The 25,926-nt window shown below is 40.5% G+C and carries 24 protein-coding genes, 1 rRNA gene and 1 riboswitch; of the genes, 19 read left to right on the top strand and 6 right to left on the bottom strand.

Features of this window, described 5'->3' with window-relative positions:
- The first annotated feature begins 8 nt into the window (after positions 1 to 8).
- From QQJ93_RS01235 to QQJ93_RS01225, 3 genes are all read left to right on the top strand, one after another.
- Positions 9 to 383: a DUF4145 domain-containing protein gene (locus tag QQJ93_RS01235; protein WP_089125074.1), complete on the top strand. Its 375-nt coding sequence runs from the start codon at positions 9 to 11 to the stop codon at positions 381 to 383.
- Positions 384 to 1,196: 813 nt separating this feature from the next.
- Positions 1,197 to 1,823 (top strand): lysoplasmalogenase family protein, encoded by a 627-nt coding sequence (locus QQJ93_RS01230; RefSeq protein WP_089125073.1) that lies wholly within the window; start codon positions 1,197 to 1,199, stop codon positions 1,821 to 1,823.
- An 89-nt stretch (positions 1,824 to 1,912) separates the two neighbouring features.
- Positions 1,913 to 2,497 (top strand): YhgN family NAAT transporter, encoded by a 585-nt coding sequence (locus tag QQJ93_RS01225; protein ID WP_089125072.1) that lies wholly within the window; start codon positions 1,913 to 1,915, stop codon positions 2,495 to 2,497.
- A 364-nt stretch (positions 2,498 to 2,861) separates the two neighbouring features.
- Here the strand turns inward: QQJ93_RS01225 and QQJ93_RS01220 are convergent, their stop codons facing one another.
- Complete coding sequence (locus tag QQJ93_RS01220; RefSeq protein ID WP_089125071.1) at positions 2,862 to 3,131, bottom strand: DUF1145 domain-containing protein; 270 nt, start codon at positions 3,129 to 3,131, stop codon at positions 2,862 to 2,864.
- A 41-nt stretch (positions 3,132 to 3,172) separates the two neighbouring features.
- Positions 3,173 to 3,772 carry a 16S rRNA (guanine(966)-N(2))-methyltransferase RsmD gene (rsmD, locus tag QQJ93_RS01215; RefSeq protein WP_089125070.1) on the bottom strand — a complete coding sequence of 200 codons (600 nt, stop codon included), beginning with the start codon at positions 3,770 to 3,772 and terminating at the stop codon, positions 3,173 to 3,175.
- Positions 3,773 to 3,965: 193 nt separating this feature from the next.
- Here rsmD and ftsY point away from each other — a divergent pair, with 193 nt between their 5' ends.
- The 9 genes from ftsY (at position 3,966) to ubiA (ending at position 11,488) form a co-directional block, all read left to right on the top strand.
- Positions 3,966 to 5,228 carry a signal recognition particle-docking protein FtsY gene (ftsY, locus tag QQJ93_RS01210; protein ID WP_089125069.1) on the top strand — a complete coding sequence of 421 codons (1,263 nt, stop codon included), beginning with the start codon at positions 3,966 to 3,968 and terminating at the stop codon, positions 5,226 to 5,228.
- Positions 5,229 to 5,267: 39 nt separating this feature from the next.
- Positions 5,268 to 5,942 (top strand): cell division ATP-binding protein FtsE, encoded by a 675-nt coding sequence (ftsE, locus tag QQJ93_RS01205; protein ID WP_089125068.1) that lies wholly within the window; start codon positions 5,268 to 5,270, stop codon positions 5,940 to 5,942.
- Entirely contained in the window at positions 5,932 to 6,903 is a 972-nt protein-coding gene (ftsX, locus tag QQJ93_RS01200; protein ID WP_089125067.1) for a permease-like cell division protein FtsX, read from the top strand. Before ftsE ends, ftsX begins: the two co-directional genes overlap by 11 nt.
- Before the next feature lie 108 nt (positions 6,904 to 7,011).
- Positions 7,012 to 7,158, top strand: coding sequence for a hypothetical protein (locus QQJ93_RS01195; RefSeq protein ID WP_284186016.1), 147 nt, complete (start codon positions 7,012 to 7,014; stop codon positions 7,156 to 7,158).
- Between the two features lie 266 nt (positions 7,159 to 7,424).
- Positions 7,425 to 8,279 (top strand): RNA polymerase sigma factor RpoH, encoded by an 855-nt coding sequence (rpoH, locus tag QQJ93_RS01190; RefSeq protein ID WP_089125065.1) that lies wholly within the window; start codon positions 7,425 to 7,427, stop codon positions 8,277 to 8,279.
- A 453-nt stretch (positions 8,280 to 8,732) separates the two neighbouring features.
- Positions 8,733 to 9,056 carry a thiosulfate sulfurtransferase GlpE gene (glpE, locus tag QQJ93_RS01185; RefSeq protein ID WP_089125064.1) on the top strand — a complete coding sequence of 108 codons (324 nt, stop codon included), beginning with the start codon at positions 8,733 to 8,735 and terminating at the stop codon, positions 9,054 to 9,056.
- Positions 9,057 to 9,143: 87 nt separating this feature from the next.
- Positions 9,144 to 9,974, top strand: coding sequence for a rhomboid family intramembrane serine protease GlpG (gene glpG / locus QQJ93_RS01180; RefSeq protein WP_089125063.1), 831 nt, complete (start codon positions 9,144 to 9,146; stop codon positions 9,972 to 9,974).
- Between the two features lie 105 nt (positions 9,975 to 10,079).
- Positions 10,080 to 10,628: a chorismate lyase gene (locus QQJ93_RS01175; protein WP_089125151.1), complete on the top strand. Its 549-nt coding sequence runs from the start codon at positions 10,080 to 10,082 to the stop codon at positions 10,626 to 10,628.
- Between the two features lie 5 nt (positions 10,629 to 10,633).
- Positions 10,634 to 11,488: a 4-hydroxybenzoate octaprenyltransferase gene (gene ubiA, locus QQJ93_RS01170; RefSeq protein ID WP_089125062.1), complete on the top strand. Its 855-nt coding sequence runs from the start codon at positions 10,634 to 10,636 to the stop codon at positions 11,486 to 11,488.
- Positions 11,489 to 11,842: 354 nt separating this feature from the next.
- Here ubiA and plsB read toward each other — a convergent pair whose 3' ends face one another.
- A complete protein-coding gene (plsB, locus tag QQJ93_RS01165) occupies positions 11,843 to 14,278 on the bottom strand; it encodes a glycerol-3-phosphate 1-O-acyltransferase PlsB (protein WP_089125061.1) in 2,436 nt (811 codons plus the stop codon).
- A 233-nt stretch (positions 14,279 to 14,511) separates the two neighbouring features.
- Between plsB and lexA the strand changes: the two genes are divergently transcribed.
- From lexA to dinF, 3 genes are all read left to right on the top strand, one after another.
- Positions 14,512 to 15,135, top strand: a complete 624-nt coding sequence (lexA, locus tag QQJ93_RS01160; RefSeq protein WP_089125060.1) for a transcriptional repressor LexA — start codon at positions 14,512 to 14,514, stop codon at positions 15,133 to 15,135.
- A gap of 105 nt (positions 15,136 to 15,240) precedes the next feature.
- On the top strand, positions 15,241 to 16,065 hold the full coding sequence (locus QQJ93_RS01155; protein ID WP_089125059.1) for a class I SAM-dependent methyltransferase: 825 nt from the start codon (positions 15,241 to 15,243) through the stop codon (positions 16,063 to 16,065).
- Positions 16,066 to 16,184: 119 nt separating this feature from the next.
- Positions 16,185 to 17,552: an MATE family efflux transporter DinF gene (dinF, locus tag QQJ93_RS01150; protein WP_162497267.1), complete on the top strand. Its 1,368-nt coding sequence runs from the start codon at positions 16,185 to 16,187 to the stop codon at positions 17,550 to 17,552.
- 105 nt (positions 17,553 to 17,657) lie between these two features.
- Here dinF and sthA read toward each other — a convergent pair whose 3' ends face one another.
- The gene (sthA, locus tag QQJ93_RS01145) at positions 17,658 to 19,058 is read right to left on the bottom strand and encodes a Si-specific NAD(P)(+) transhydrogenase (protein ID WP_089125058.1); all 1,401 of its coding nucleotides are present in this window, start codon (positions 19,056 to 19,058) and stop codon (positions 17,658 to 17,660) included.
- Positions 19,059 to 19,623: 565 nt separating this feature from the next.
- On the opposite strand from sthA, the gene fabR reads away from it, so the two are divergent.
- A complete protein-coding gene (gene fabR, locus QQJ93_RS01140) occupies positions 19,624 to 20,238 on the top strand; it encodes an HTH-type transcriptional repressor FabR (protein WP_089125057.1) in 615 nt (204 codons plus the stop codon).
- A 121-nt stretch (positions 20,239 to 20,359) separates the two neighbouring features.
- Here fabR and trmA read toward each other — a convergent pair whose 3' ends face one another.
- Complete coding sequence (trmA, locus tag QQJ93_RS01135) at positions 20,360 to 21,466, bottom strand: tRNA (uridine(54)-C5)-methyltransferase TrmA (RefSeq protein WP_089125056.1); 1,107 nt, start codon at positions 21,464 to 21,466, stop codon at positions 20,360 to 20,362.
- Positions 21,467 to 21,630: 164 nt separating this feature from the next.
- A riboswitch (cobalamin riboswitch) is annotated at positions 21,631 to 21,847 on the top strand.
- Between the two features lie 38 nt (positions 21,848 to 21,885).
- On the opposite strand from trmA, the gene QQJ93_RS01130 reads away from it, so the two are divergent.
- Together QQJ93_RS01130 and murI are read left to right on the top strand one after the other, a co-directional pair.
- Complete coding sequence (locus QQJ93_RS01130) at positions 21,886 to 23,700, top strand: TonB-dependent receptor domain-containing protein (RefSeq protein ID WP_089125055.1); 1,815 nt, start codon at positions 21,886 to 21,888, stop codon at positions 23,698 to 23,700.
- Between the two features lie 152 nt (positions 23,701 to 23,852).
- The gene (gene murI, locus QQJ93_RS01125) at positions 23,853 to 24,668 is read left to right on the top strand and encodes a glutamate racemase (RefSeq protein WP_244943801.1); all 816 of its coding nucleotides are present in this window, start codon (positions 23,853 to 23,855) and stop codon (positions 24,666 to 24,668) included.
- On the opposite strand, the gene QQJ93_RS01120 is transcribed toward murI, so the two are convergent.
- Positions 24,631 to 25,086 carry an RNA recognition motif domain-containing protein gene (locus QQJ93_RS01120; RefSeq protein WP_089125054.1) on the bottom strand — a complete coding sequence of 152 codons (456 nt, stop codon included), beginning with the start codon at positions 25,084 to 25,086 and terminating at the stop codon, positions 24,631 to 24,633. The two genes, murI and QQJ93_RS01120, sit on opposite strands and share 38 nt — an antisense overlap.
- Positions 25,087 to 25,709: 623 nt before the next feature.
- Here QQJ93_RS01120 and QQJ93_RS01115 point away from each other — a divergent pair.
- A 16S ribosomal RNA gene (locus tag QQJ93_RS01115) occupies positions 25,710 to 25,926 on the top strand; the annotation flags it as partial.

Here is a 25,926-nt window from a genome sequence, read left to right as displayed (position 1 = left end):
TGTGTAGAGTGTCCGATATTGAAAAAGTAGTTTTACATACTCGTCGTTTAGAGGGTTTATTGAGAGAGCAGTATCATGCGAAAGGTCAGGGGTTAATTGAGCTGACTGAAAGTTGCGTGACACGCTTACCTCATGATGTTGCTCAAAAAATTCATTTAATTGCTCAAAGTCGCCAACAATTATTAGATGATGATGACGTTGAGCCGGAATCAACAGCAGCTTTTATTCAGGCGTGTATTGAGTGTGAAAAGGAATTGACACCAAGAAGTGGTCGCTTTATTTGGGGTGTGGCTATTGTATTAATGCTAACAATGACACTCGGTGCAATTTTATTTTACTCGATTCACTGGGATGTGGTAGCTCATCATTTAAATCTAGAATAAAAGAAATATAATCTATTGAAATAAAACAAAAAAGGACGCTATCAGCGTCCTTTTTTGTTTTAGTATTTGATTAAGAAATCATTGGTAGAGTCATTAAACCAACCATTACTGCAATCAATACCAATCCTTGTCTTTGAGATGTTGTCATGTGAAAACTTCCTTCTGGTTGATTAGATATGCAGCTAATATAACAAAAAAAATGCAGTTGATCTAGATCTATTTGATATTGGCCTATAAATGTAAGTTTAATGTCAGAAAAATCACTCATAGTGACCATTAAATATTTTTATTTTTATTTTTGAAAATCATAATTTCATTTATGGTGTTATTGGTTTTTTGTTAAGTTGTTGATTTTTATTTGTTTACTTTGTTTTTATTATTTTTTTATAGTTTTGTTTTTTAAAAGTTATTATTTTGGTTGCTAGAATATCAGACCTTAGGTTTAATCGTTTAACTTGAATAGTGACCGAAAATTTGGGTTATGTTGAGAGTTATTATCATCTTTAGTTGAATGAATATAAGCTTAGTTGGTAATAGATTACTTTAATTTATGATTTGGATACTTTTGATACTGATTTTTGTTGTTTAACTTATTGTTATTTATGTGTTTTGTTTGGTTGCTTGTTTGTTGTTCTGTAAAAACTATCTTTTTATCTGTTAAGGGCGGATTTTAGCCTCTTATGCTTGTTTTAGTGAGTTAGTTATTTCGGTGGCGATAATCAAGATCACAGCTTGTTTAACCTTGGCCATTTTCGCCTTTACCTTCTGGGAGCCTCTCTCTACACTAAGTTGATAAATTGAAAGGGGAAACGCATGTGGTATTGGCTATTGATGGGGTTTTTATTGCTCCCCATGCTTGTGTTTATAAAGCTTGAGCAGCCTAAGTGGTTGTCTATTTCCAAGTTATTACTCTTTATTGGTTTGATTGGTAGCCTGCTTTCGCAACACGATATGATGCAGTTGTCCTGGTTACTATCACTTTTTGCAGTAATCTTTTTTACCTTATGTTATGGGATAGAAGAGTTTGCCCCTAAATACAGAAATCTACAGCTATGTTTTTTTTCCATAGCCTGTCTTTGTTACAGCTTAGACTTTTGGTTTCAACTTGATGCGTTGAATTGGGCGGTGGCAATTCCTTCTTTTGCACTAGTGGTGGTCGCTTTCTTACTGGTATTGCCTTTATTGGATAGTTTTGCAATTCAGGCTTCTATGGTGGCTTTGATTTTATGGCAGATGTTATGGGCTGCTGGCGAGCTTTGGCATACCAACCGAACCCTGTTGGATATGAGCAGTTTGTTAGGAGTCTTATTGCTTGCTATCACGGTATTGATTTGGGCCCTTCATTATTTTAGAAAGCCCTTTAAACATTCTTATGCTTGGATCATGTGCTGTTATTTTAGTGCGCATATTTTGATTATCGCTCCAATCGTATTGAAGTAATGTTCGTTAATCTGAACGAATAGTTGGTAAATTCAATAAAAAAACATCATCGATTAAGATCACACCTCATTATTTAAACTGGATTTTTTATGGAAATTTTATCAGCAGCAGTAATGCTGTTTCTGATTATGGACCCGCTTGGTAATCTACCGGTCGTTCTTTCTATCTTGAAGCATTTAGAGCCAAAACGTCGCCGGATTGTGTTGGTGCGTGAGTTGTTATTTGCTCTAGTGATCTTGTTGTTATTTTTATATGCAGGTAAATCCATCCTAGGTTTTTTACATGTAAAAGCAGAAACCTTGAGTATTTCAGGTGGTTTGATCTTATTTATTATCGCGATTCGAATGATCTTCCCACAACCTGGCGGTGTGGTTGGATTGGCGGCCGGTGAAGAACCATTTTTTGTGCCGATGGCGATTCCGATGATTGCTGGGCCATCAGTGATTGCATCTTTACTATTATTATCCACTCAATCACCGGATCGTATGTTGGATTGGTCGATTGCGGTATTTCTCGCTTGGAGTGGAACCTTTTTGATCTTGATGTTTTATAACTTCTTCCATCGGATCTTGGGCGAAAAGGGGTTAAAAGCAATTGAACGCTTGATGGGGTTGTTATTAGTGATGATGTCGACGCAAATGTTCTTAGATGGGCTAAAACAGTATTTAGGTTAAATAATTTACTTTTATACCCAAGTAACTTCAAAATGCGAGTTTCAGCAAGATTAAAACAAGTTTTAAGCAAGGCAAATTGAATATGATCATAGTTATTCTATCTCTATTTAATTTAACGCCGCATAAAGCTTGTTTTAACTTGCCCTTCGGGAGCTTCATCCAAGCCTCTTCTTTTTTATAATAGAAAGGCTGCGTCAGATTCATTTAAAAGGTGATTACATTCCTGTACGAATCTTTCTTGTTTAAAGACTTGGATGATAGCTCTGAATTCTGCATCTTGAAGTCACTTGGGTATATACAAATAACAAAGCCGCAGTTGACGTTAACTGCGGCTTTGTTGTCTCTAATAGATCGAATAATGAAGTTATTTTAAATATTTATTTTTTAGATCGAGCAATGCAAAGGTACCAAACAAAACAATCGAAGTTTTTTCCCAGCGTGTTAGTGCGACGCCTTCGCCGAGTGCGCTGGAAAAAAGCAGACTTTGCAATCCATGCATAATCAAGGTGAAAATTGCCATCACATTCAATGCAATATGTGCCATACCCGGGAATGGCTGAACTAGGTTAGTAATAAATACCGCCCACACCAACAACATAAAGGCTTTTGCTAATAGATTTAATGTTTTTTTCATCTGTTGCTCCGTATTGTGTCGGGACGTGCTTATTCGTTGCTTTAATTCGTGGCTAGTTGATATAGGCGGTAGCAAACTTGTCCGGCTGTTTTTTCACGATGTAATTGCCAATGCTCAGGAATTTCAGGTAATTGAAGCTCTTTTTCAGTTTCGATATAGACTAAGCTATTTTCTGTTAACCAACCATTTTGTTGTAATAAGTTGAGAGTTTGCTCAAGTAAGCCTTGGCGAAAAGGTGGGTCGATAAAGACTACATCATAGGCTTGACCTGGTTGCTGTAAAAATAGCAAGGCATCTTGTTGATGAATCTCAATATTGTTGGCTTTGAGTTGGTTACTATTCGTGACTAATTGTTGGTACGCTTGTTTATTGAGCTCTACCATAGTCACCAGTTCTGCTTGGCGTGAAGCCGATTCAAAACCTAATCCACCGGAACCGGCAAATAAATCAAGACAGCGAGCATGGGGAATATCAGCCGCTAACCAATTAAATAATGTTTCTTTGACGCGGTCCGTAGTTGGTCGTAAACCTTGAGCATCATGGACCGGTAACTTGCGGCCTCTCCATAAGCCACTGATGATGCGAACAAAACCAACATTGCCTTTGGCTGATTGAGAAGATGAAGCTTTACGTCTTTGCATAGAATAAACCGCAGATAGATTTTTGAGTGCTCGAATAAAGTGATATTATATACAGAAGTAACTTCAAGGTGCAGAACTTTGCCGTTTTCTCATTGCGGATGTTTGGCTATTATTGCTGGTCAATGCGTTAGTTACCCATTCAAACTTAAATAAATTTGCCACTTTATATCAAAGTGCATGCTAGGACTTGTTCATGACAGCTAAAAAGAAACGCGGTTTACTCTCTTGGCTCGGTTTTGCTGAAGAAGAGAATAAAGCCTCATCCGACCAAAATATTGAATCACAGCAAGATGAAACGCTTAAGCAAACGGATGAACAAGCTGATGAGCAATCTGTGTTTGAGCAGTCCGTCGTAGACCAAACATCAGAACAAGATGAAGATATGGTCGAGCAAGGCCTACAAGCGCTTCAATCAGACACTGAAACTGAAGCAGAAACGACTCAACAATCTGATGAAGCGCAAGATGAGAGTCTAGCAGTTCAACAAGCTGAAGTTTTAGAAAGTGATCGTATCCAAGAGCAAGTAAAACCAACCGAAAGCTTTTTTGCTCGTTTAAAGCGTAGTTTACAACGCACCAAACAAAATATTGGCGCAGGATTTTTTGGTCTATTTAAAGGCAAGAAAATCGATGATGAGTTATTTGAAGAATTAGAAGAGCAGTTATTGATTGCTGACGTGGGCATGAACACCACAGTGAAAATTATTGATAACCTGACAGAAAAAGCATCACGCCAAGATCTAAAAGATGGTGAAGCATTATATGGTCTGTTAAAACAAGAGATGGCCGATATCTTAGCCGATGTTGAACAACCTTTAGAGATTGATACTAGCAAAAAGCCTTATGTGATCTTAATGGTCGGGGTGAATGGTGTCGGTAAAACTACCACTATTGGTAAACTGGCGAAACAATTCCAATCCCAAGGTAAGTCGGTGATTTTAGCCGCCGGTGATACTTTCCGTGCAGCCGCAGTTGAGCAACTGCAAGTCTGGGGTCAACGTAATGATGTTCCTGTTATTGCTCAACATACAGGCGCAGATAGTGCTTCAGTAATTTATGATGCCATTGAAGCGGCAAAAGCGCGTGGTGTTGATGTCGTGATTGCCGATACTGCCGGCCGCTTACAGAATAAGAGCAACTTGATGGAAGAGTTGCGTAAAATCGTTCGTGTGATGAAGAAAATTGATGATTCTGCACCGCATGAAATTATGCTGACACTTGATGCTGCAACTGGTCAAAATGCGATTAGCCAAGCGAAGCTATTTAGTGATGTAGCTCCGGTGACCGGTATCAACCTAACTAAATTAGATGGAACGGCTAAAGGTGGGGTTATCTTTGCGCTGGCCGACCAATTCAAAATCCCTATTCGTTATATTGGTGTAGGCGAAGGTATTGATGATTTACGTCCATTCCAAGCTCAAGACTTTATTGAAGCGTTATTTAGCCGAGAAGAATAATTTTTATCCATGTTACTGGGTGAGTTTTAAGGGAAAGAAATGATTAAATTTCAACAAGTCAGCAAGGTATATCGTGGTGGTCACCAAGCGCTGCAAAAAGTCGACTTTCATATACGTCGCGGCGAGATGGCCTTTCTCGGAGGGCATTCCGGTGCAGGTAAAAGTACTCTGCTGAAGTTGATTTGTGCGATCGAGCGTCCTAGTGATGGTAAGATCCATTTTAATGATCATGATATTACGCGTATTGCCAGTAAAGATATTCCATTTTTACGTCGTAATATAGGCATTATTTTTCAAGATCATAAGCTCCTGATGGATCGTACCGTTTTTGATAATGTTGCGTTGCCAATGCGTATTGAAGGCGCTTCTGAAAATGAGATCAAACGTCGTGTTTCAGCGGCTTTAGATAAAATTGGTATGTTGGATAAAGCACCTTGTTTGCCACGTCAATTATCAGGTGGTGAACAACAACGTGTCGGAATTGCCCGTGCGGTAGTGAATCGCCCTCGTTTGTTGTTAGCGGATGAACCGACCGGTAATTTAGATCATGATTTATCTCACCAAGTGCTGAATCTATTAGAAGAATTTAATCGTGCTGGAGTGTCGATTATTTTTGCTACCCACGATTTAGAGTTGGTTAATAGTCGCCCACAATATCGTCGTTTTGAATTAAACCAAGGTTTTTTAAGTGAGGTAGAACGTTATGGCCAATAAGAAGCTTAAAGCGGCCAAATCGTCTAAATCGAATGCGCGCCCACAATCTGCAGGCTTTTTTCAAACTCATATCAAACAAGCTAGAGATTCTTTTCGTAGTTTAATGGCTCGCCCTCTCGGCACTATTTTGACGTTAGCTGTAGTATCAATGTCTTTAACACTACCTGCGACCTTTTATACCGCGGGCAAAAACATTGCGACAGTAGCTGAAGATATGAATACCGCTTCACAAGTGAGTGTGTATTTAAAAGAAGGCACGCCAGAAGCGCGCTTGATGGTATTAAAAGACCAAGTTGAAACTTGGCCTGAGGTTGAGTCAGTACAGTATATTTCATCGCAACAAGGCCTAGAAGACTTAAGCCAGTTTGCCGGCTTAGAACAAGCCATGTCACTATTAAATGATACTGCTTTGCCACCTGTACTTGTAGTGATGCCAGATGCTGAGCACCAACAAACCGATTACATCAAAACATTGGCGAAAAAATTGCAAGCAGAAAGCGATGTGACTGATGTCCGTTTGGATGAAGATTGGTTTGCTCGTCTTGATGCGATTAAACATTTAGCTTATATCGTCGCTTACTCGTTTGCTTTGTTGATGCTAGTTTCAGTGTTTTTAATTGTCGGCAATACTTTACGATTCAATATTCTGGCACATAAAGAAGAAATCCAAGTTATGAAGCTGATTGGCGCGACCGATCGCTTTATTTTGCGACCTTATTTGTATACCGGATTATGGCTTGGCCTACTCGGTTCTTTAATTGCTTGGTTCTTAACCTTAATTATCACCTTGTTGGTAAGTGGAGCAGTCGATACATTAGCAGGATTATATGACAGCCACTTTAGCTTGCTCGGTTTGGGCTGGGATGAAAGTATTTTACTATTGATGTTAGGTTCTACCTTAGGTTGGATAGCAGCGAATTTATCTGCCAGAAAGCATTTAAAAGAAATTGAACCGGTTTAATGAAAATTTGAACTAATTAAATGATAAGACCTCTAATTTATACCCAAGTAACTTCAAGATGCGAGTTTCAGCAAGAATAAAACAAGCTTTAGGTAAGGCAAATTGAACATGATCATAGTTATTCTATCTCTGTTCAATTTAACGCAGCATAAAGCTTGTTTTAACTTGCCCTTCGGGAGCTTCATCCAAACCTTTATGCAGCGTCAGATTGGTTTGAAAGGTGCCTACATTCCTTCGCCAACCTTCCTTGCCTAAAGGTCTGGATGATAGCTCTGAATTCTGCATCTTGAAGTCACTTGGGTATAGAGGTCTTCTTTTATGTGGAAATGAATCGAATGTGAGTTTAGTAGGCTTTATTCTATTCAATTTATATTCACTCTTGCATTCTAGAGATTTGCTATGAATAATAGTTACCCCCTTGAAGATCTCTATCATAAGGTCCAGAATAGGTGGGTTGAAATTAAGCAAACTGTCTTTTTTAAAGTGTGTTATTAATTTTTTAAAGACAAAAGAGGAATTGAATGTCAAACGCATATCCAATGGCTTTAGTCACTTCAGATAGTTTAGATAGCTACATTCGCACAGCCAATAGCTACCCAATGCTGACGGCTGAAGAGGAACGTGACTTAGCAGAGCGATTACATTACCACGATGAAATTGAGGCGGCGAAAGGCCTGATTTTGTCGCACCTACGTTTTGTTGTACACGTTGCGCGTGGCTACTCTGGTTATGGTCTACCTTTAGCGGATTTGATCCAAGAAGGTAATATCGGCTTAATGAAGGCAGTAAAGCGTTTTAACCCAGAAGTAGGGGTTCGTTTGGTGTCGTTTGCGGTGCATTGGATTAAAGCCGAAATTCACGAATATGTGTTACGTAACTGGCGTATTGTGAAAATCGCAACCACCAAAGCACAGCGAAAATTGTTTTTTAATCTACGTAAGTCTAAAAAGCGCTTAGGTTGGTTTAATAATGGTGAAGTTGAAACGGTAGCTAAAGAGCTGGGTGTTTCTACCACTGAAGTGCGTGAAATGGAATCTCGTCTAGCGGCGCAAGATGCGACTTTTGAGATGCCATCAGAAGATGATGATTCAGTCTCTTCTTATACGGCACCGGTTTTGTATTTAGAAGATAAGCATTCTGACATTGCTGAGAACATCGAAGCAGATAATTGGGAAACGCATACTAATAACCGTCTAGGTCATGCATTAGCGACCTTAGATGAACGTAGTCAGCATATTGTACGTTCTCGTTGGTTAGATGATCAAAAAGCAACACTACAAGAATTGGCAGAAACGTATAGTGTTTCTGCAGAGCGTATTCGTCAGTTAGAAAAGAATGCGATGAAAAAATTAAAATTGGCGGTAGGTGAGTTTTAGTTCAATCTCATTAACAGTTAATTAATAATGAAAAGCCAAGATCAATGATCTTGGCTTTTTTTATGCGATCGAGTTTATTTATGGCGATCACAAGTCATGATCTAATAGTTAATCACAAGGGATCATTTTCTGTGGGTAAATGTGTGGAGAAGCTAGGTGTGTATGGGGGGCAAGATACACTATATATAGTGTTAAGGGCTTTTTTTGAATGTTGATAAAATTCATCTTACCCACACTTAGATCAGGATCATTACTACATGTTGTAGATCCAAAAATAGAAAAACACTTTATCAACGTAATTCACAGCTTTATCCACAAATGAACAAATTATGTACACAACACTGTGTCCTCACTTTCTATCTGTCTTTGTTTGCTGTGGGATACGTTATACTAGGCCAAATTTAACCATACCCTTTGGGTTGTGATTTTAATGCTAGGAAAAGGAACCTAACGATGGACCAGTTTCAACATATTGATGTAGAACAAGCTCAGAAAATGATAATTGAGCAATCGGCGGTGTTATTAGACATTCGCGACCCACAATCTTTTGCCGTTGCCCATGCCGAGCAAGCTAAACACCTAACAAACGATACTATCGTGGCTTTGATGGAAGATTTAGAATTTGATCAACCATTATTGGTGATGTGTTACCACGGCATTAGTAGTCAAGGGGCGGCACAATATTTGGTAAACCAAGGCTTCGAAGAAGTGTATAGTGTTGATGGCGGCTTTGAAGCATGGCAGCGTAGTGGTTTGCCAATGATAAAAATGGCTTAAATATTCTTTTGATATTGCTAAGCTAAGCCGATTCTTTTGGGGTTGCATTGCGGTTAATCATTACCAAAAAATTTAATAGGTAGTCGTATGATTCGTTTGATCACTTTAAATAATCCTCGTATTGCACAATCATTTATTGATTATATGGCATCGAGAGAAATTGAAATTTTGATGATGCCAGAAGGAGAAGGGCAGTTCGCACTTTGGCTAAAACAAACGGAACATCAAATTGAAGTGGAAGCGGAATTAAAGTTATTTATCGATAACCCTAATGCTCAAAAGTATCAAGCGGCTTCTTGGCAGGTAGCGGACTCTCGTACTCAGCAATTTCATTATCATTCACCGAGCTTTATGGCTCAGATTAAAGCCAAAGCAGGTCCTTTGACTCTAGCGATTATGGCCATTTGTCTTGTGGTGTATGGTTTACTGTTCTTTGGGTTTGGCCAACCATTGTTCCAATCTTTGCATTTTCCGGCCAATCCTGAACAAAAATGGCAATTATGGCGTTGGGTGAGCCATGCTTTTTTGCATTTTTCTGTCGCTCATATTGCTTTTAACCTTCTATGGTGGTGGCAGTTTGGTGGTGATATTGAGAAGAAACTAGGCTCGGGTAAGTTATTACAAATCTTTCTATTTTCGGCAGCATTATCAGGTGCGGCGCAGTATTGGGTTGGAGGCGCAAACTTTGGTGGATTATCGGGTGTGGTTTATGCCTTGATGGGGTATTTATGGATTATTGGCTGGCGTCGGCCTGATAAAGGTTTATCTATTCCCCGCACATTGGTGATATTTATGCTAGGTTGGCTGGTATTAGGCTTTATTCAGCCATTTATGGCGATTGCCAACAGCGCGCATTTAGCTGGTTTACTTGCCGGTTGTGGTTTAGCTGCTTTGGAAGGGCAGTCAAAAGCGGTATAAGTTTTTGTGCTTTAGGTTTACCTTTCTTTCGCGTTGGATATTCGATAGGCCATTCTATTGTTACAATGGCGGTTGGCCGTAATATTCAGCGACGATTTACACATGATTGAGCAAATGTATTCTTCATATTTTAATTATTTTACTCGCCTTGATTGGCAAACTGCATCGTCGTTTAATTTTGGTGAGTGTCTGGATGCCGAATGGTTGCAAGAGCAAGGGTCGCTTTCGATGCGCTTTTCTCAGCAATGTCAGCAGTTGTCTGCCCAAGTTGTACGCAATCAAATTATCCCTAATAGTCAATTAACCGACTTTCAACGTGATATGTTGTTAAGGTCAGACATTGTAGATCAAGACTATTTACTACGAGAAGTGGTGCTAGCGGCCGATGGTGAACCTTGGTTACTTGGTAGTACGTTAATTCCCCGTTCGTCATTAACCGATGAGCAGTTTGACTTGTCCAAGCAAGGTGATGTGCCGTTAGGGTTAACGGTATTTCAAGCTGATCAAGTCGCTCGAGATCAGTTACATTTAGCGACCATATCTTCTCCATTAGGCGAACTGGCAGCACGTAGCTCTCGTTTATGGATGAATCAAAAACCGATGTTGGTTGCAGAGCTTTTTCTTCCTCCATCGCCTATTTATCTCAAGGAATGAATGATATGACTATGGCAAAAGCTGCAGCTTACTGGCAGCTTACCCGTATGAACCGTCCGATTGGTTCACTACTTTTATTATGGCCAACTTTATGGGCGTTATTGCTTTCAGCGAATGGTTTACCTGGTTGGCATGTGACTATTGTGTTTGTACTAGGCGTGTTTACCATGCGCTCAGCTGGTTGTGTGATTAATGATTTTGCGGATCGTAAAGTTGATGGCCACGTTAAGCGTACTAAAAATCGTCCCCTACCTTCGGGATTAGTGTCGAGCAAAGAAGCCTTGGTCTTGTTTTTCGTATTAGTATTGGTGTCATTTCTGCTGGTACTAAGTATGAATACATTGACGGTTGAGCTGTCGTTAGTCGGTGTCGTACTCGCGTTTATTTATCCCTTTATGAAGCGTTTCACGCATGTACCACAATTATTTCTCGGCTTAGCCTTTAGTTGGGCAATTCCGATGGCGTGGGCTGCTGAAGCTGGCACACTACCCGCCGAAGTATGGTTGGTGTTTGTGATTAATGTATTGTGGACCATCGCCTACGATACTCAATATGCCATGGTTGACCGAGATGATGATTTAAAAATCGGCATTAAGTCGACAGCGATTTTGTTTGGTCGTTTCGATAAGCTCATCATCGGATTACTACAATTAGCCTGTTTATTACTATTAATGGTATTGGGTGATTGGATGGGGCTTTCTGGTGGCTACTATTGGACCTTGCTTGTGGCAGCAGCGTTATTTGTTTATCAACAACGCCTAATTAAAGATCGGGAAAGAGACAGTTGCTTCACTGCCTTTTTAAACAATAACTACGTGGGGATGGTTATTGCGATTGGGATATTGATTAGCGTGATTTGATCATTCTTTTTACCCTAATAAAAATGCCGCCGATGATCGAACTCATCGGCGGCATTTTTGTATCTATACCCAAGTGACCTCAAGATGCAGAATTCAGAGCTATCATCCAAGTCTTTAGACAAGGAAGATTTATGCGGAATGTAAGCACCTTTCAAGTAAATCTGACGAAGGCTAAGGGCTTGGATGAAGCTCCCGAAGGGCAAGTTAAAACAAGCTTTATGCTGCGTTAAATTGAACAGAGATAGAATGACTATGATCATATTCAATTCGTCTTGCCTAAAACTTGTTTTATTCTTGCTGAAACTCGCATCTTGAGGTTACTTGGGTATCATATCAGCAGGGATACCGATTAAATTATTTTGAATCCACTTTACGCATAATGCTTTCTTGTAACGTCAGTTGAACTTCGGGTGATAATAACTCACCTAGCAAGTCGACTAAGGTTTCAATTTTGTGCTGCTGTTCAGTTTGTGGCGCTAAGTAGCCCTGTTGTTTGAGTGTTTGGAATAAAGTGATAAATACCCCTTTATCGAAAAATTCAGGAGCATTAATGCCATGTAGCCTTCCTAAGCGCTGAGCAATGGTTTGGCTTTGCTTTTCAAGTAGTGCCTTATCAATATCTGGCATCGCGACTAATTGAGTTAACGCAATAGCATAGCGTTGTAAGGTTTCTACAATCGTACGAGAGAGTAGAATTAACATCTGCACTTGAGAAGGATTAATTGAAATTACGCCATTGTCTTCTTTAATCAATTCTTGACGTAATAGCTCATTGATTAAATCGGTGATCACTGTGTCTAACTGATCTGGTTGATAATGTAAGAACAATTCAGCTTTTAAGAATGGGTAGATCAAGCTAATTGCTTGGTGCAGCTCATCGCGTGAAATGTGCTCTTTTTGTATTACTAGATGAGCAATTAACGATGGTAAAGCGAATAAGTGAATGATGTTATTACGATAATAAGTCATCAGAACCGATTGTTGTCGATCAAGAGAAATAATATCCCCTTGTTCATCAGCTTCTACTACGAATTTATCTAACTTTTCTGCATGCTCCACCAATTGCGCAGCACTGCTATCTGGCACGGTACTCGTTGGAGTGTAAGGCACTTGCGTTAATAGTGATAAGTAACAATTAATCTGTTGTTCAAGCTTACGGCGAGAAAGAGCACGTTGATTCGAGGCTAATAAGGCAGTGGCACAAAGTGTCAGGGCATTCGCTGCGGCCGCATCATTAATATGCGTCATCATTTTATTGGCAAGCTTATTCACCACAGGGTTCATCCATTGTGGTTTTTGGCTGTTATCTTGTGTTTGGTTTTCTTTACTCGACCAACCTGGTATTTCTTCATTGAGGTATTGGTTGAGATTAATTGGCTCACCAAAATTCACATAGCCTTGGCCAAAGTTACGTAATTTACGTAATGTTTTCAGCACCATACCGGCGCTTTCTTTTTCTTTACGCTTTCCAGTTAATTCTTTGGCATAAGTCGACACTTCCATCACGTGCTCGTAACCAATGTAAACTGGCACTAAAGTAACTGGGCGGTTTAAACCACGCAGCATGGTTTGGATAGTCATCGCCAGCATGCCAGTTTTGGCTTGTAGTAAACGACCGGTACGTGAGCGTCCACCTTCACTGAAAAACTCGACCGAGTAACCTTTAGTAAACAGCTCTGCTAAATATTCACGGAAAATGGTGGAGTAGAGCTTATTACCTTTAAAACTGCGACGAATAAAGAAAGCACCACCACGACGGAAAATTGGTCCTGCAGGGAAGAAGTTGAGGTTCACTCCCGCAGCAATGTGTGGCGGAACCATGCCTTCATGATGTAATACGTAAGAAAGCAGTAGGTAGTCCATGTGACTGCGGTGACAAGGTACATAAATGATTTCATGGCCATCTTGTGCCAGTTTACGTACCGCTGCCATATTATTGATATTTAAGCCTTGATACAGCTTATTCCACAACCAGCCTAAGAAGCGAGCGCCGACACGAATTAAAGTATAAGAAAAGTCGGCTGCAATTTCTTCGAGCATGCCTTGTGCTTGTTTTTGCGCCTTTTCTAGGGAAATATTTTTACTCTTGGCTTCATCTTGAATGGCTTGTTGGATCTCTGGAGATTTTAACAAACGATTAAACAGTACTTGGCGTTGTGGCAAGCTTGGACCTGAGGCGGCTAACTTTTGGCGTGAAAAGTGAATGCGTGCCACTCGTGCCAATTTATGAGCGATGGTTTCATCGACACCATGGGTATCAGCCATATATCGCAATGAAACAACAGGGCTAAAGCGAATCATACAATCGCGTCCCGATGAAACTAATAAGCGGCTTTTCTGGCAAGCATTCATCGCCTGTAAATATGGTTTTTCTTTACCTTCTTGATTTGGCTTTCGCCCCCACAAAATAGAAGTAGGCAGCATTTGGATATCTAGCTCAGAATCGGCTTGATGCAATTTGAGCAATTGAGTAAATAACTCAACGGATTGTTTGGGTAGTACTTGTTTACTGTGAGTGGTCATGCCTTTTGACGTTAGAAACACAAAGCGCGAAAACTCTTGGCCATTGATTTGTAGTGGTGTTAACGGATCAGGTAGGCCGAGCGCTTTGGTTTGCGTTTGTAGACTGATCAAATCAATATCAGAATCAAAAGGCAGTGCATAAACAATGGGCTTGGTTAAATCTAACGTCAGTTCTTCAACCGGATTGGCTGGGATGGTTTTACCCTTAACTAAAAAAGAAAGAGGTAACTTTAGAAGTGAGCGAGAAACGCGGTGTCCGTAAGACATAACAGTGTACAGCCTCAAATATAAAAAGTGGGGCTCAACCCCCACATACAATACGCAGCAAGTGGCCTATTCTATAGTTTATTCTCGTGAAATCACACCAAATGATAAATATAGCCACTTTCCCCACTTTAATAATCGTTTAAATCAATGCTTAAAAAGTGATTCATATCTCTGGAGTTATCTTAATTTACTGTATATACTCACAGTCAACTGTATAAAAAGACAGGTGAATTATGAAACCGTTGACGCCCCGCCAACAGCAAATCTTTGAATTGATCAAAGATAAAATTGATATGACTGGAATGCCACCAACGCGTGCAGAAATTGCACGAGAATTAGGTTTTCGCTCGGCCAATGCCGCCGAAGAGCACTTAAAGGCATTAGCTCGAAAAAATGTAATTGAAATTATTCCTGGTGCCTCTCGTGGTATTCGCATTGTACAAAGTGAAGAAGAATTGCTAGAAGAGCAAGGTCTACCTCTTGTTGGACAAGTGGCTGCCGGTGAACCAATTTTGGCGCAAGAGCATGTAGAAAGCCATTATCATGTTGATCCTGCGATGTTTCGCCCACAAGCTGATTTCTTGTTGCGTGTTCATGGCATGAGTATGAAAGATATCGGTATCGTAGATGGTGATTTATTGGCGGTTCATAAAACTCAAGACGTTCGTGATGGCCAAGTAGTCGTTGCGCGTGTTGATGAAGATGTCACAGTAAAACGTTTAGAGCGTAAAGGTTCGAAAGTTTTTCTACATGCTGAAAATGAAGAATTTAGCCCAATTGAAGTGGATTTAACTCAGCAGGAACTAACCATTGAAGGGTTAGCGGTAGGCATTATTCGTAATAACACTTGGATGTAATATTTCAACATCTTGAAGTTACTTGAGCAAATTTCATATAAACTTGCTTGTAAATTCAAATGATAATCATTATCATCAATTAATCTCAATCTAGGGGATTAATTGATGACTGCTTCTTCTGATCCAACTCAACCCGCTACTTGCCAAACTTATCAAGTTCCCAGTGAGCTATTGCAACCTTTATGGTTACGTAGTCGTGAAAGTTTAATTGATGATGGTTTGGTTTATGATCCTATTGCGGCACGAGCTTGCCAACGTTGTCATCTTTCGTCTGAGTGTTTAGCGGGCGATATCGATCAAAAGCAGTTATTACACGCCACCCTTACGCAACTATGTGATATGGAAGTATCACGCTTTCTTACTCGTCACCCTAATGCTTGGATTATAAATGTCGGGGCGGGGCTCGATACTCGTTTTTATCGTCTAGATAATGGAATTTGCCATTGGATAGAAGTTGATGTCGATGAAACCTTGTTATGGCGACAAAAATTATTTCATCATAGTGAGCGTTATAAAATGATGTGCGGCTCTGTGCCGGATATGCAATGGCTCGATCAATTAGCGATTCCTGATAATGCACCGATTTTAGTTGTGTGTGAGCAAGCATTATTACTTCAGCCTCGTAATCAAGTGGCGCATTTTGTGCAAAAACTTGGGCGACATTTTTCTCATGCTCAAGCTTGTTTAGTGTTGGCCGGTGATAAAAGCCAATCACACTGGGGTAAGAAAATGGGCTGTTCCGTTTATAAGCATGGCTTAAAAGATCCTGTGACCAGTGTTTTATCTTGGCTACCGTGGATTGATCGGATTAAAGCGCGATCTCCTGTCGAGCATAATTGTAAGCGTTGGCGAGCATGGCAGAAATTGGTTTCTAAGTTGCCTTTTATCAAACATAGGCTCACTCCAAGCATGATTCATTTGGGTTGGTAGATCAAAATCTGCTAATAATTTATTTGCTTATACCCAAGTGACTTCAAGATGCAGAATTCAGAGCTATCATCCAAACCTTTAGACAAGGTAGACTGTTGCCTCATCTAAGTGAGGTTTTCGTGATCAAACAATATTCGTCATTTCAATTGCTTCAACAAATTCTCTCGCAACGCTCTTTGCATAAGCAGGTGCTGTTGCTCGCCATTCCTATGGTGCTTTCCAATATTACAGTGCCTCTTTTAGGTCTAGTCGATGCTGCCGTGATCGGACATTTAGACTACGCCTGGTATTTAGGTGGTGTTGCACTAGGTAGTACTATGATCAGTGTAACATTTTGGTTGCTAGGCTTTTTACGTATGGCAACCACTGGGCTCGCCGCTCAGGCACAAGGTGAAGAAAGTTCACAAAAGTTAGCACATATTTGGTTGCAAGGTATGTTAGTGGCTTGGTTACTAGCTGGATTGTTTCTATTATTTCATTCGCCATTGGCTGAGCTAATTTTTTCTTTAAGTAATGCTAGTGTCGAAGTGAAGCATTACGGCATGCAATACTTTTCGATTCGCGTGTGGAGCGCGCCTGCAGCACTTGCCAATTTTGTTATTTTAGGTTGGTTATTAGGAACGCAAAATGCCAAAGCGCCGATGTGGTTAGTGATTGTGACTAATCTTACCAATATTATATTGGATGTATTGTTTGTCTTGGTATTTGATTGGAAGGTGGCAGGTGCTGCGTGGGCATCGGTTTTGGCTGATTATACTGGCTTAGCATTAGGCTTGTTTTTCGTGATGCGTACCTGGATCAAACAGCAACTTCCTAATGTATTGACCTTGCTACCTTCTGCCACTCATGGAATGGGTAGAATGTTACGCTTAAATAGCGATATCTTCTTGCGCTCATTGTGTCTACAAGCCGTGTTTAGTTTTATGACCTTCCAAGGAGCGGCATTAGGTGATGATGTGGTTGCTGCCAATGCCGTGTTGATGAGCTTTTTGATGATGGTGTCTTATGGCATGGATGGTTTTGCTTATGCAATGGAAGCGATGGTTGGTAAAGCGGTAGGTGCCAAAAGTCGTGGTCAATTACTTAATTCGTTAATAGGCACTTCATTTTGGGGCTTAGTGTGTAGCGTTTTCTTAACCTTGCTGTTTTGGTTATTTGGCCATCAATTGATTCGGCTGATTACCGACATTCCTAATGTACAGGAACAAGCTGAAATTTACCTACCTTGGTTGATTATGATGCCATTGGTATCGATGTGGTGTTTTTTATTAGATGGGATTTTTGTAGGGGCGACCAAAGGCAAAGATATGCGCAATAGTATGCTTATTGCCATGTTGTGCTTTTTTGCTCTGTATTTCAGTTTCGCTTCTTGGGGTAACCATGCATTGTGGATGTCGATGCTAACCTTTATGGGAATGCGTGGCGTAGGGCTTGCGGTGATATTTATTACTCAATGGAAGAAGCAACAATTTATTGAGTCGGTTTGATTATCAGCATTGATCACGAGCATTAACCAAAATAAAGGAGCCTAAGTTAGCTCCTTTTTTGTGACCATGGCTGTTTCGAGACTAGTGTGGTTTCTGGTGTTGCTTTCAGAATAAACGATTTAGTCCATTGAGTGCCGCTACCCGATAAGCTTCCGCCATGGTTGGGTAGTTAAACGTGGTATTAACAAAGTATTCAATAGTATTGGCTGGGCCTTTTTGCTCCATAATTGCCTGTCCTATATGGATAATTTCTGCGGCACGTTCTCCAAAGCAGTGAATGCCTAAGATTTGTTTGGTTTCTCTATGGAATAAGATTTTTAGACTACCAATATCTTTACCTGCAATCTGTGCACGTGCTAAATGTTTAAATGATGCGCGCCCCACTTCATAAGGGACTTTCGAAGCTGTGAGCTCTTGTTCTGTTTTACCTACCGAACTGATTTCGGGAATGGTGTAGATGCCAGTTGGAATGTCATCAATTAAGAATCCATCAGCTTTGCCTTTCGCAATCGCTTGAGCAACAAAACGTCCTTGGTCATACGCAGCGCTGGCAAGGCTTGGGTAGCCAATCACATCACCTACCGCATAAACATGGTCAACTTCGGTTTGATAATGTTTGTTGACCGAAAGCTGTCCACGTGAATCTGGAGTGAGTCCCACTTGTTCTAAATCGAGTGTGTCGGTATTACCGGTTCGACCATTGGCATAGAGTAGGCAATCGGCTTTCATTTTCTTGCCGGATTCAAGGTGCATGATCACTCCATCATCGGTGCCTTCTACTTTATGGTAGGTTTCATCATTGCGGATCACAACACCACTGTTCCAGAAATGGTAGGAAAGGGCATCGGATGTCTCGTTATCTAGGAAAGCCAGTAAGCGATCTCGGGTATTAATCAGGTCGGTTTTTACCCCTAGACCACGGAAAATAGAGGCATATTCACAACCGATTACCCCAGCGCCGTAAATGATGATGTGTCTAGGATCATGCTTGAGATTTAGAATGGTGTCGCTGTTGTAGATGCGTTCATGATTAAAATCGACATCTTCAGGCTGATATGGGCGAGAGCCAGTAGCAATCACAAATTTATCAGCAGTATATTCTTCAAATGTGCCATCGGATTGTGCAACCGACACGTTATTTGGGCCAGTAAATCTGGCGCTACCAAATAATAGGGTACACGCATTACGATCATAAAATCCTTGGCGTAAGCGAGTTTGTTTATCGATGACACTTTTGGCGTGGTCGAGAATGTCGGAAAATGAAGCCGTTAAGCTAGTGTTGTTTTTACAGAAAAGAGGGTTGCTATTGAATTCAATAATGCGGCTTACAGCATGGCGGAGGGCTTTAGAAGGAATAGTTCCCCAGTGAGTACAACCGCCACCAACGCTACTTTCTTTTTCAATTATTGCAACGTTAAGTCCTGCTTTTGCCAACCCCATTGCAGCACCTTCACCGCCAGGGCCACTGCCAATGACAATGACATCAAAGTGTGTTGAATTCATCATGCTTTCCCTTGATATTGTGTGAAATCCTCAAACGCATACCGAAATTGATATTCGGCAGAGATATACCCAAGTGACTTCAAGATGCAGAATTCAGAGCTATCATCTAGACCTTTAAGCAAGGATGATTAGCGAAGGAATGTAAGCACCTTTCAAACCAATCTGACGCTGCCTATCTCTTATAAGAAGAGGTTTGGATGAAGCTTCCGAAGGGCAAGTTAAAACAATCTTTATGCGGCGTTAAATTGAGAAGAGATAGACTAACTATGATCATACTCAACTTGCCTAAAGCTTGTTTTATTCTTGCTGAAACTCTCAGCTTGACGTTACTTGGGTATAAGATAGTAACTGATTAAATTATTGGGTAAATGATTGAGGTGAAAGACAGTCGCCACGATCACATAGATTGATACTTAGAGAGAAAAATAGCTTGCCGTTGAATCATTTATTGAGAGAAGAGCGGTGGTATAGCCAAATAACCTCTTGTTGGAAGTCGCATTTTGAAGTTACTTGGGTATAGCTGAATTTATCGGTATATTAGCCACATGGTGATCAACGAGAAAGCATAATGGGTATTCGAGCTCAACAAAAAGAAAAAACGCGCCGCTCATTAATTGATGCTGCTTTTGGGCAACTTAGCGCTGATCGCGGCTTTTCAAACCTAAGTCTACGGGAAGTATCTCGTGAGGCGGGAATTGCGCCTACCTCTTTTTACCGCCACTTTAAAGACATGGACGAACTCGGTTTAGTGATGGTGGATGAAGGCGGGTTGTTATTAAGGCAATTAATGCGTCAGGCTCGTCAACGCATTGTGGCAGAAGGCAGTTTAATCCGTACATCGGTGCAAACCTTTATGGAGTTTATTGAACAAAGTCCTAACGTGTTTCGCTTGTTATTACGTGAACGGTCGGGGACATCTGCTGAATTCCGTGCCGCAGTTGCGCGCGAGATCCAACATTTTGGTGCGGAATTAACCGAATATTTAGTGGGTGCAGGAATGGCGCGAGAAGTGGCGGCTATTCAAGCAGAAGCTTCCGTCATGATTGTTTTTACCTCGGGAGCAGAAGCGCTTGATCTAGAGGAAGATGCTCGTGATGTTCTTGCTGAGCGTATGATTTTGCAATTAAGAATGCTGGCGAAGGGTAGTACCTTGATGAAAGGGTCCATTAAGAATAACGATTAATCATTAAAAGCTTTTCCCTTTCTATGAAAACAAAAGAAGGGAAACGAAATAAGCCGCTGAATATTCAATATTCAGCGGCTTATTTGTTATTACGTGTTGGATGTTATTGCTGGTGGAAAGCTTATTTGCGTTCTAGGAAAACACCCACTTCCATGTGATGGGTGAATGGAAACTGGTCAAATAGCGCAAAACGAGTAATGTTATGAGTTTTCGCCAAAATCTTTAAATTGTCTTTCAGGGTTTCAGGGTTGCAAGAGATATACATAATGCGTTCATAACCTTGTACCATTTTGCAAGTTCCTTCATCCATACCTGAACGTGGTGGATCGACAAAAATGGTATTGCAGTTGTAACTGGTTAAATCGATATTGTTGTCTTTTAAGCGGCGGAACTCGCGTTTGCCTTCCATTGCATCGGTAAAGTCTTCTGCTGACATACGAATGATTTGCACATTATCGATACTATTGGCTTTGATATTGTACTGAGCAGAATCGACGGATGGTTTAGCGAGTTCGGTGGCCAATACTCGTTCAAAGTTTTGTGCTAACGCTAGTGAGAAGTTACCGTTACCACAGTAAAGTTCTAATAAATCCCCTTGGCTGTCTTGGGTGCAGTCGACCGCCCATTCCAACATTTTTTGCGCGACCACTCCATTTGGTTGGGTAAAACTATTTTCAACTTGCTGATAAATGTAAGGTTTGCCATCCACGTGCAGCTTTTCAACTACGTAGTCACGATCCATAACAATTTTCATTTTACGAGCACGACCAATGAGATCTAAGTTGAAGCCTTCTTCATTTAGTCTTTGCTTAAGTGCGCGCGCTTCTTGTTGCCATTCGTCATTCAGTTGGCGATGGTAGAGCAGCGATACTAGAATCTCACCACTTAAGGTCGACAGAAAGTCTACTTGGAATAATTTGGTTCTTAGTACCGTATTATCTTTCATGGCATCCATGAGTAACGGCATTAAATCATTAATTAGTCGACTTGCGGTTGGGAAGTGATCAACACGGTATTTTTGGCGAGTTGTTTGGTCAAACATGATGTAATACATGTCTTCGTCTTCGTGCCATACGCGAAATTCAGCCCGCATACGATAATATTGTTCTGGAGATTCAAACACTTCAATTTCTGGCGTAGTAAACTCACCAAACATATCGCCTAGGCGCAGCAACTTTTCTTCGAGTTGTTGAGCGTAGCTGGTGGTGTTGTGGGTGATATTTGCCATAAGTGAAAGCCTTTTTATAACTGAACAGGATTAGAACAAGGAGCGCAGATTTTATCCATCGCACATCAGATGTCCAGTTTTGTTGTCTATCTATGTTTTTTTTGAATAAAACAGGAGCAATCATCCATTGTGCTTAACAATCAGTAGACATAAAAATCTTAGCACTTTAGGATGCCAGTGCTGGTGCCAAACATCATTGTATGGCTGAAAAAGGGAATTTGGTGAAAATCCAGAACTGACGCGCAGCGGTGATAAGAACGACACTTTCCGGTTTAGAGCCAAACACTACCCCAATTGGGTGGGAAGTTGAAAGCAGTAGGTGATAGTAAGGAATACTATCGAGCTTTAAGTCCGAATACCTGCCAGTGATTCAGAGCAATTGCTCATTATGTTTCTCGCGTTTTTAGGACTTATTAACAATGAAAAAAACGGTTTTAGCGACCGCGATCAGTAGTATTGCTGGTGGCGTTTTCCTTTCTTTATCTCCTTTTGCTTTAGCACAAGAGTCAGTAGCCAGTGCCACCACTGATGTGATGTTGGTGACCGCGACTAAGCGAACCGATCCGGTGACCAATCTTGTTACCCCTATCATCGAAATTTCTAAGCAAGATATTACCGACTCGCAAGCCAATACATTAAATGATGTATTACGTCAGCTACCTGGTGTGCAATTAAGTACTAATGGTGGGCCAAATCAACCAACCCGCTTGTATGTTCGTGGTAGCAGTGATGTGTTGGTGTTGTTCAATGGTGTACGTATAGGCAGTGCTACATTAGGCTATTCAGATATCAGTCAAGTACCGTTAGCCGGTGTTGAAAAAATAGAATATCTACGTGGTTCTCGTGCAGCTGTTTATGGTGCCGATGCCAGTGCTGGTGTTATTAATATTATCACTCGTGGTAATAATCAAGAGACTACGGGTAATGTAAAAGCGACAGGTGGGTCTAATGGTTATCAAAGCTATACAGGCTCGGTAGCGATGGTACCAAGTGATAAAGCTTGGTTGAACGTGACTACTCAATATCAACATTCTGATGGCTATAATGTAGCTGAATTTGGTGATGATGACCGTGATGGTTATGAGAATAGTAATTTTGTGGCCGATTGGGGAGTGCAGTTAGACGATAGCTGGATTATCCGAATGAATGGTTATTATCATCAAGGGCAAACCGAATACGACTATGATCCAACATGGGGTGTGAGTGCTGATCAAAATAAGAGCAGTAATTACAACATTAATGGCCAAGTGATTTATACCACAGAACGTTTTGTTTCCAACTTGACCTATGGCAATAGCCAAGATAAATCAAAAACTCAACATAATGTCCCTTCATCTCAAACTGTAACGCAAAGAAACCAAGTAACTTGGCGTAATAACTTTCAAGTTACCAAAGCAAACTCAATTGGATTTGGTGCTGAATACTTAAATGATGATGTGAGTGATTCAGATACTGTGTATGAAGAGCAAGAACGCGACAATAAAGCGGGTTATCTTACATTGGGGCATAATGGTGAGGTCATCCAACTAGAAGGTAGTGTTCGTTTTGATGATAATGAACAGTTTGGAGATAAAACCACTTGGCAACTTGGTGCCGGCTGGCAGTTTGTTGAGTCTCTGCGATTAACCGCTAATGTCGGTACTGGCTTTAAAGCACCAACTTTTAATCAACTTTATTATCCTGGCTATTCTAATCCAGATTTGGAACCAGAAGAGTCGACAAATTATGAAGTGGCAATCGAAGGTGAGCATAGCTTCTTAAGTTGGCGTTTAGCTGGCTTTTATAATGATATTGATAATCGAATCAGTTGCCAGTCCACTTTCTCTACCTGTGAAAATGACAGCTTAATTATTCAGGGTGTCGAATGGGTAGGAAGCTTTGATACAGGGCCGCTGTACCATCAAGTTTCATTAGAATATTTAGACCCGGAAGATAAAGCGACTGGTGATGATGCAATTCGTATTGCCCGTCAAAACTATAAATGGCAAGTCGGTTATCAAGCTGAAACCTGGCAAGCAAATTTAAATTATATATATCAAGGCAAGCGTTATGATAGTGGTAATGTTCGATTAGATGGTTATAGCTTAGTGAACCTAGGGGCAAGTTATAATTTAACTCAACAATGGATATTATCGGCCAAAATTGAAAATCTATTCGATGCTGATTACGAAACTGCTGCTAACTATATTGAACCTGAAAGAACCTACTATGGTTCGATAGCGTATCAATTTTAGTATTCGTAATTTTAATGCTCTCTAGTATTGAACGGACCCCCAATAGTTGGACATCAACCATTGGGGGTATTTTTTCTTATCTGTGTTTTATTTCCATCCATTTAGTTAGCAGAGTATCATGCAAACAATACTGTTTATCATGAGTAAGTGTTGTGGAACATTCTGCTAATTCTATTCCTAAAGTATTAATCTTCGATTCTGGTGTCGGCGGACTTTCAGTCTACCAGCAGATCCAAGCGCGATACCCTCAACTGGACTATCTGTATCTCTTCGATAATGAAGCTTATCCATACGGTGAGCTTCCTGAACAAGTTCTTATCGAGCGTGTGGTTAAATTAGTTACCCATATAGTCATTAAACAAGGCATCGATATCGTGGTAATCGCCTGCAATACCGCTAGTACAATTGTTTTGCCTCACTTGAGGAAAACATTGAACATTCCGGTTGTTGGTGTCGTTCCTGCCATTAAACCTGCCGCGGCATTATCAAAAAAGGCGATTGGTCTGATCGCAACACCTGCAACCATAAAGCGTCCTTACACACATAATTTAATCTCGCAATTTTCAGCTGATGTTGAAGTGAAATTATTAGGTTCGACTCGTTTGGTGATGATGGCAGAAGAAAAGCTGAGAGGAGAAACGGTCAATTTAAACGAATTGAAAGAAACTTTACGGCCACTAGTCAATAAGATAGATGTGGCGGTACTTGGTTGTACCCACTTTCCGTTATTAAAACCTGAGATTCAACAAGTTTTTGGTCTGGGGGTTACACTGATTGATTCAGGTGAAGCCATTGCGATGAGAATCGGGGCGGTATTACAGGTCGAGCCACAAAAGAATAAACAATATAATAAAAAGTATTACTCCATATACAGCAGTGCCGCACCATGGGAAGGCGCGGCACTGAATAAAGGGCTAGAACACTTTAGCTTTAGTCCTGTTGAGATTCTCCAGTTTCAGGATGCTTAGGATCATTGGCAACGCGAACTTTTAAAGTACGTTGCATATAATCTTTTTCGTTCAATGAAGAAATTACGCTATCAGTATCTGATTCTGCTACAACAACAAAACCAAAACCACGACGTTTGCCGGTTCTCTTATCTTTCATTAAGCGAACGGCAAAGACTTCGCCGTATTCAGAGAATAATTGACGAACATTAGACTCATTAGCTTTATAAGGAAGATTACCTACATAAAGCGTTTGAGTTGACGCTTTTTCAGATGAGCTTTGAGATTGCGTTGACGAAGAAGAGGTAGACGTAATAAAGAAGGTAGCGACAACACCAATTAAAAAGCTTCCCCAAGCTGGTATTACATCAAGGGAAAAAATAATGGTGCCAAGTACTGCAAGAGCGATGACCAATATGGTCGATTTTTTTGAGTTCATATCTGCATACTACTAGTTGAATAAAAAGAAATAAGAATACGTCTATATTAAGTAGACACATAGATCTTACGTTTAATAGTCTACATTTACCAACTTATTGCTGTGATACCGCTCAAAATGTTTAAATTATAATCATAAAACCTTGGTTTGATTTAAAAATAAGCAGTCAGAAATTAAATTTAAAAAAGCACTTGCCAACCTAAAATAACTCCCTATAATGCGCCCTCACTGACACGGAGTAAGCAGCAATGCAGGCCTTTGTTAGTAAAGCGGTCTAAGCCTTTTAAGGCAAGCAAAAAAATAAATTAAAAAAGTGTTTGACACTATAATTTATTGAGCTAGAATGGCCGCCCTGTTCAACGAGACGCGCTAAGCGCTTTCAATAAGAACAACGCTCTTTAACAATTTAAACCTATCAATCTGTGTGGGCACTCGTTGATGATAATCAAAAAGATTTATCAATGAACTGAGTGACCAATCAATTATTAGTTTACTAATAATTGGCACAGTCAATTCATTATCTATCTGTTGGATAGATAATAGCTTTAAGGTTACTTCTTCTTTTAAGAAGAATAGTTTTGAAGTCAGTATTCGTTGAGCCGGTCGAAAGACCACAAAAACTTTAATTGAAGAGTTTGATCATGGCTCAGATTGAACGCTGGCGGCAGGCCTAACACATGCAAGTCGAGCGGAAACGAGAGGTAGCTTGCTACTTCGGCGTCGAGCGGCGGACGGGTGAGTAATGCATAGGAAGTTGCCCAGTAGAGGGGGATAACCATTGGAAACGATGGCTAATACCGCATAACCTCTTTGGAGCAAAGCGGGGGACCTTCGGGCCTC

Origin of the sequence: Vibrio algivorus (assembly GCF_030161215.1) — a bacterium.
In the GTDB taxonomy this organism is placed as follows: domain Bacteria; phylum Pseudomonadota; class Gammaproteobacteria; order Enterobacterales; family Vibrionaceae; genus Vibrio; species Vibrio algivorus.
Note: the sequence above shows the minus strand (reverse complement) of the source record. Positions and strands in the feature narration are given on the sequence as shown.

Bases quoted from the DNA above. Each gene is read 5' to 3' on its own strand.
- sthA (WP_089125058.1), bottom strand. From the start codon at position 19,058: ATGATGAATTCAACACACTTTGATGTCATTGTCATTGGCAGTGGCCCT.
- glpE (WP_089125064.1), top strand. From the start codon at position 8,733: ATGGACCAGTTTCAACATATTGATGTAGAACAAGCTCAGAAAATGATA.
- ftsE (WP_089125068.1), top strand. From the start codon at position 5,268: ATGATTAAATTTCAACAAGTCAGCAAGGTATATCGTGGTGGTCACCAA.
- trmA (WP_089125056.1), bottom strand. From the start codon at position 21,466: ATGGCAAATATCACCCACAACACCACCAGCTACGCTCAACAACTCGAA.
- plsB (WP_089125061.1), bottom strand. From the start codon at position 14,278: ATGTCTTACGGACACCGCGTTTCTCGCTCACTTCTAAAGTTACCTCTT.
- QQJ93_RS01225 (WP_089125072.1), top strand. From the start codon at position 1,913: ATGGAAATTTTATCAGCAGCAGTAATGCTGTTTCTGATTATGGACCCG.
- QQJ93_RS01230 (WP_089125073.1), top strand. From the start codon at position 1,197: ATGTGGTATTGGCTATTGATGGGGTTTTTATTGCTCCCCATGCTTGTG.
- rsmD (WP_089125070.1), bottom strand. From the start codon at position 3,772: ATGCAAAGACGTAAAGCTTCATCTTCTCAATCAGCCAAAGGCAATGTT.
- ftsY (WP_089125069.1), top strand. From the start codon at position 3,966: ATGACAGCTAAAAAGAAACGCGGTTTACTCTCTTGGCTCGGTTTTGCT.
- QQJ93_RS01155 (WP_089125059.1), top strand. From the start codon at position 15,241: ATGACTGCTTCTTCTGATCCAACTCAACCCGCTACTTGCCAAACTTAT.
- QQJ93_RS01195 (WP_284186016.1), top strand. From the start codon at position 7,012: ATGATCATAGTTATTCTATCTCTGTTCAATTTAACGCAGCATAAAGCT.
- fabR (WP_089125057.1), top strand. From the start codon at position 19,624: ATGGGTATTCGAGCTCAACAAAAAGAAAAAACGCGCCGCTCATTAATT.
- lexA (WP_089125060.1), top strand. From the start codon at position 14,512: ATGAAACCGTTGACGCCCCGCCAACAGCAAATCTTTGAATTGATCAAA.
- QQJ93_RS01120 (WP_089125054.1), bottom strand. From the start codon at position 25,086: ATGAACTCAAAAAAATCGACCATATTGGTCATCGCTCTTGCAGTACTT.
- QQJ93_RS01130 (WP_089125055.1), top strand. From the start codon at position 21,886: ATGAAAAAAACGGTTTTAGCGACCGCGATCAGTAGTATTGCTGGTGGC.
- rpoH (WP_089125065.1), top strand. From the start codon at position 7,425: ATGTCAAACGCATATCCAATGGCTTTAGTCACTTCAGATAGTTTAGAT.
- ftsX (WP_089125067.1), top strand. From the start codon at position 5,932: ATGGCCAATAAGAAGCTTAAAGCGGCCAAATCGTCTAAATCGAATGCG.
- glpG (WP_089125063.1), top strand. From the start codon at position 9,144: ATGATTCGTTTGATCACTTTAAATAATCCTCGTATTGCACAATCATTT.
- QQJ93_RS01220 (WP_089125071.1), bottom strand. From the start codon at position 3,131: ATGAAAAAAACATTAAATCTATTAGCAAAAGCCTTTATGTTGTTGGTG.
- ubiA (WP_089125062.1), top strand. From the start codon at position 10,634: ATGACTATGGCAAAAGCTGCAGCTTACTGGCAGCTTACCCGTATGAAC.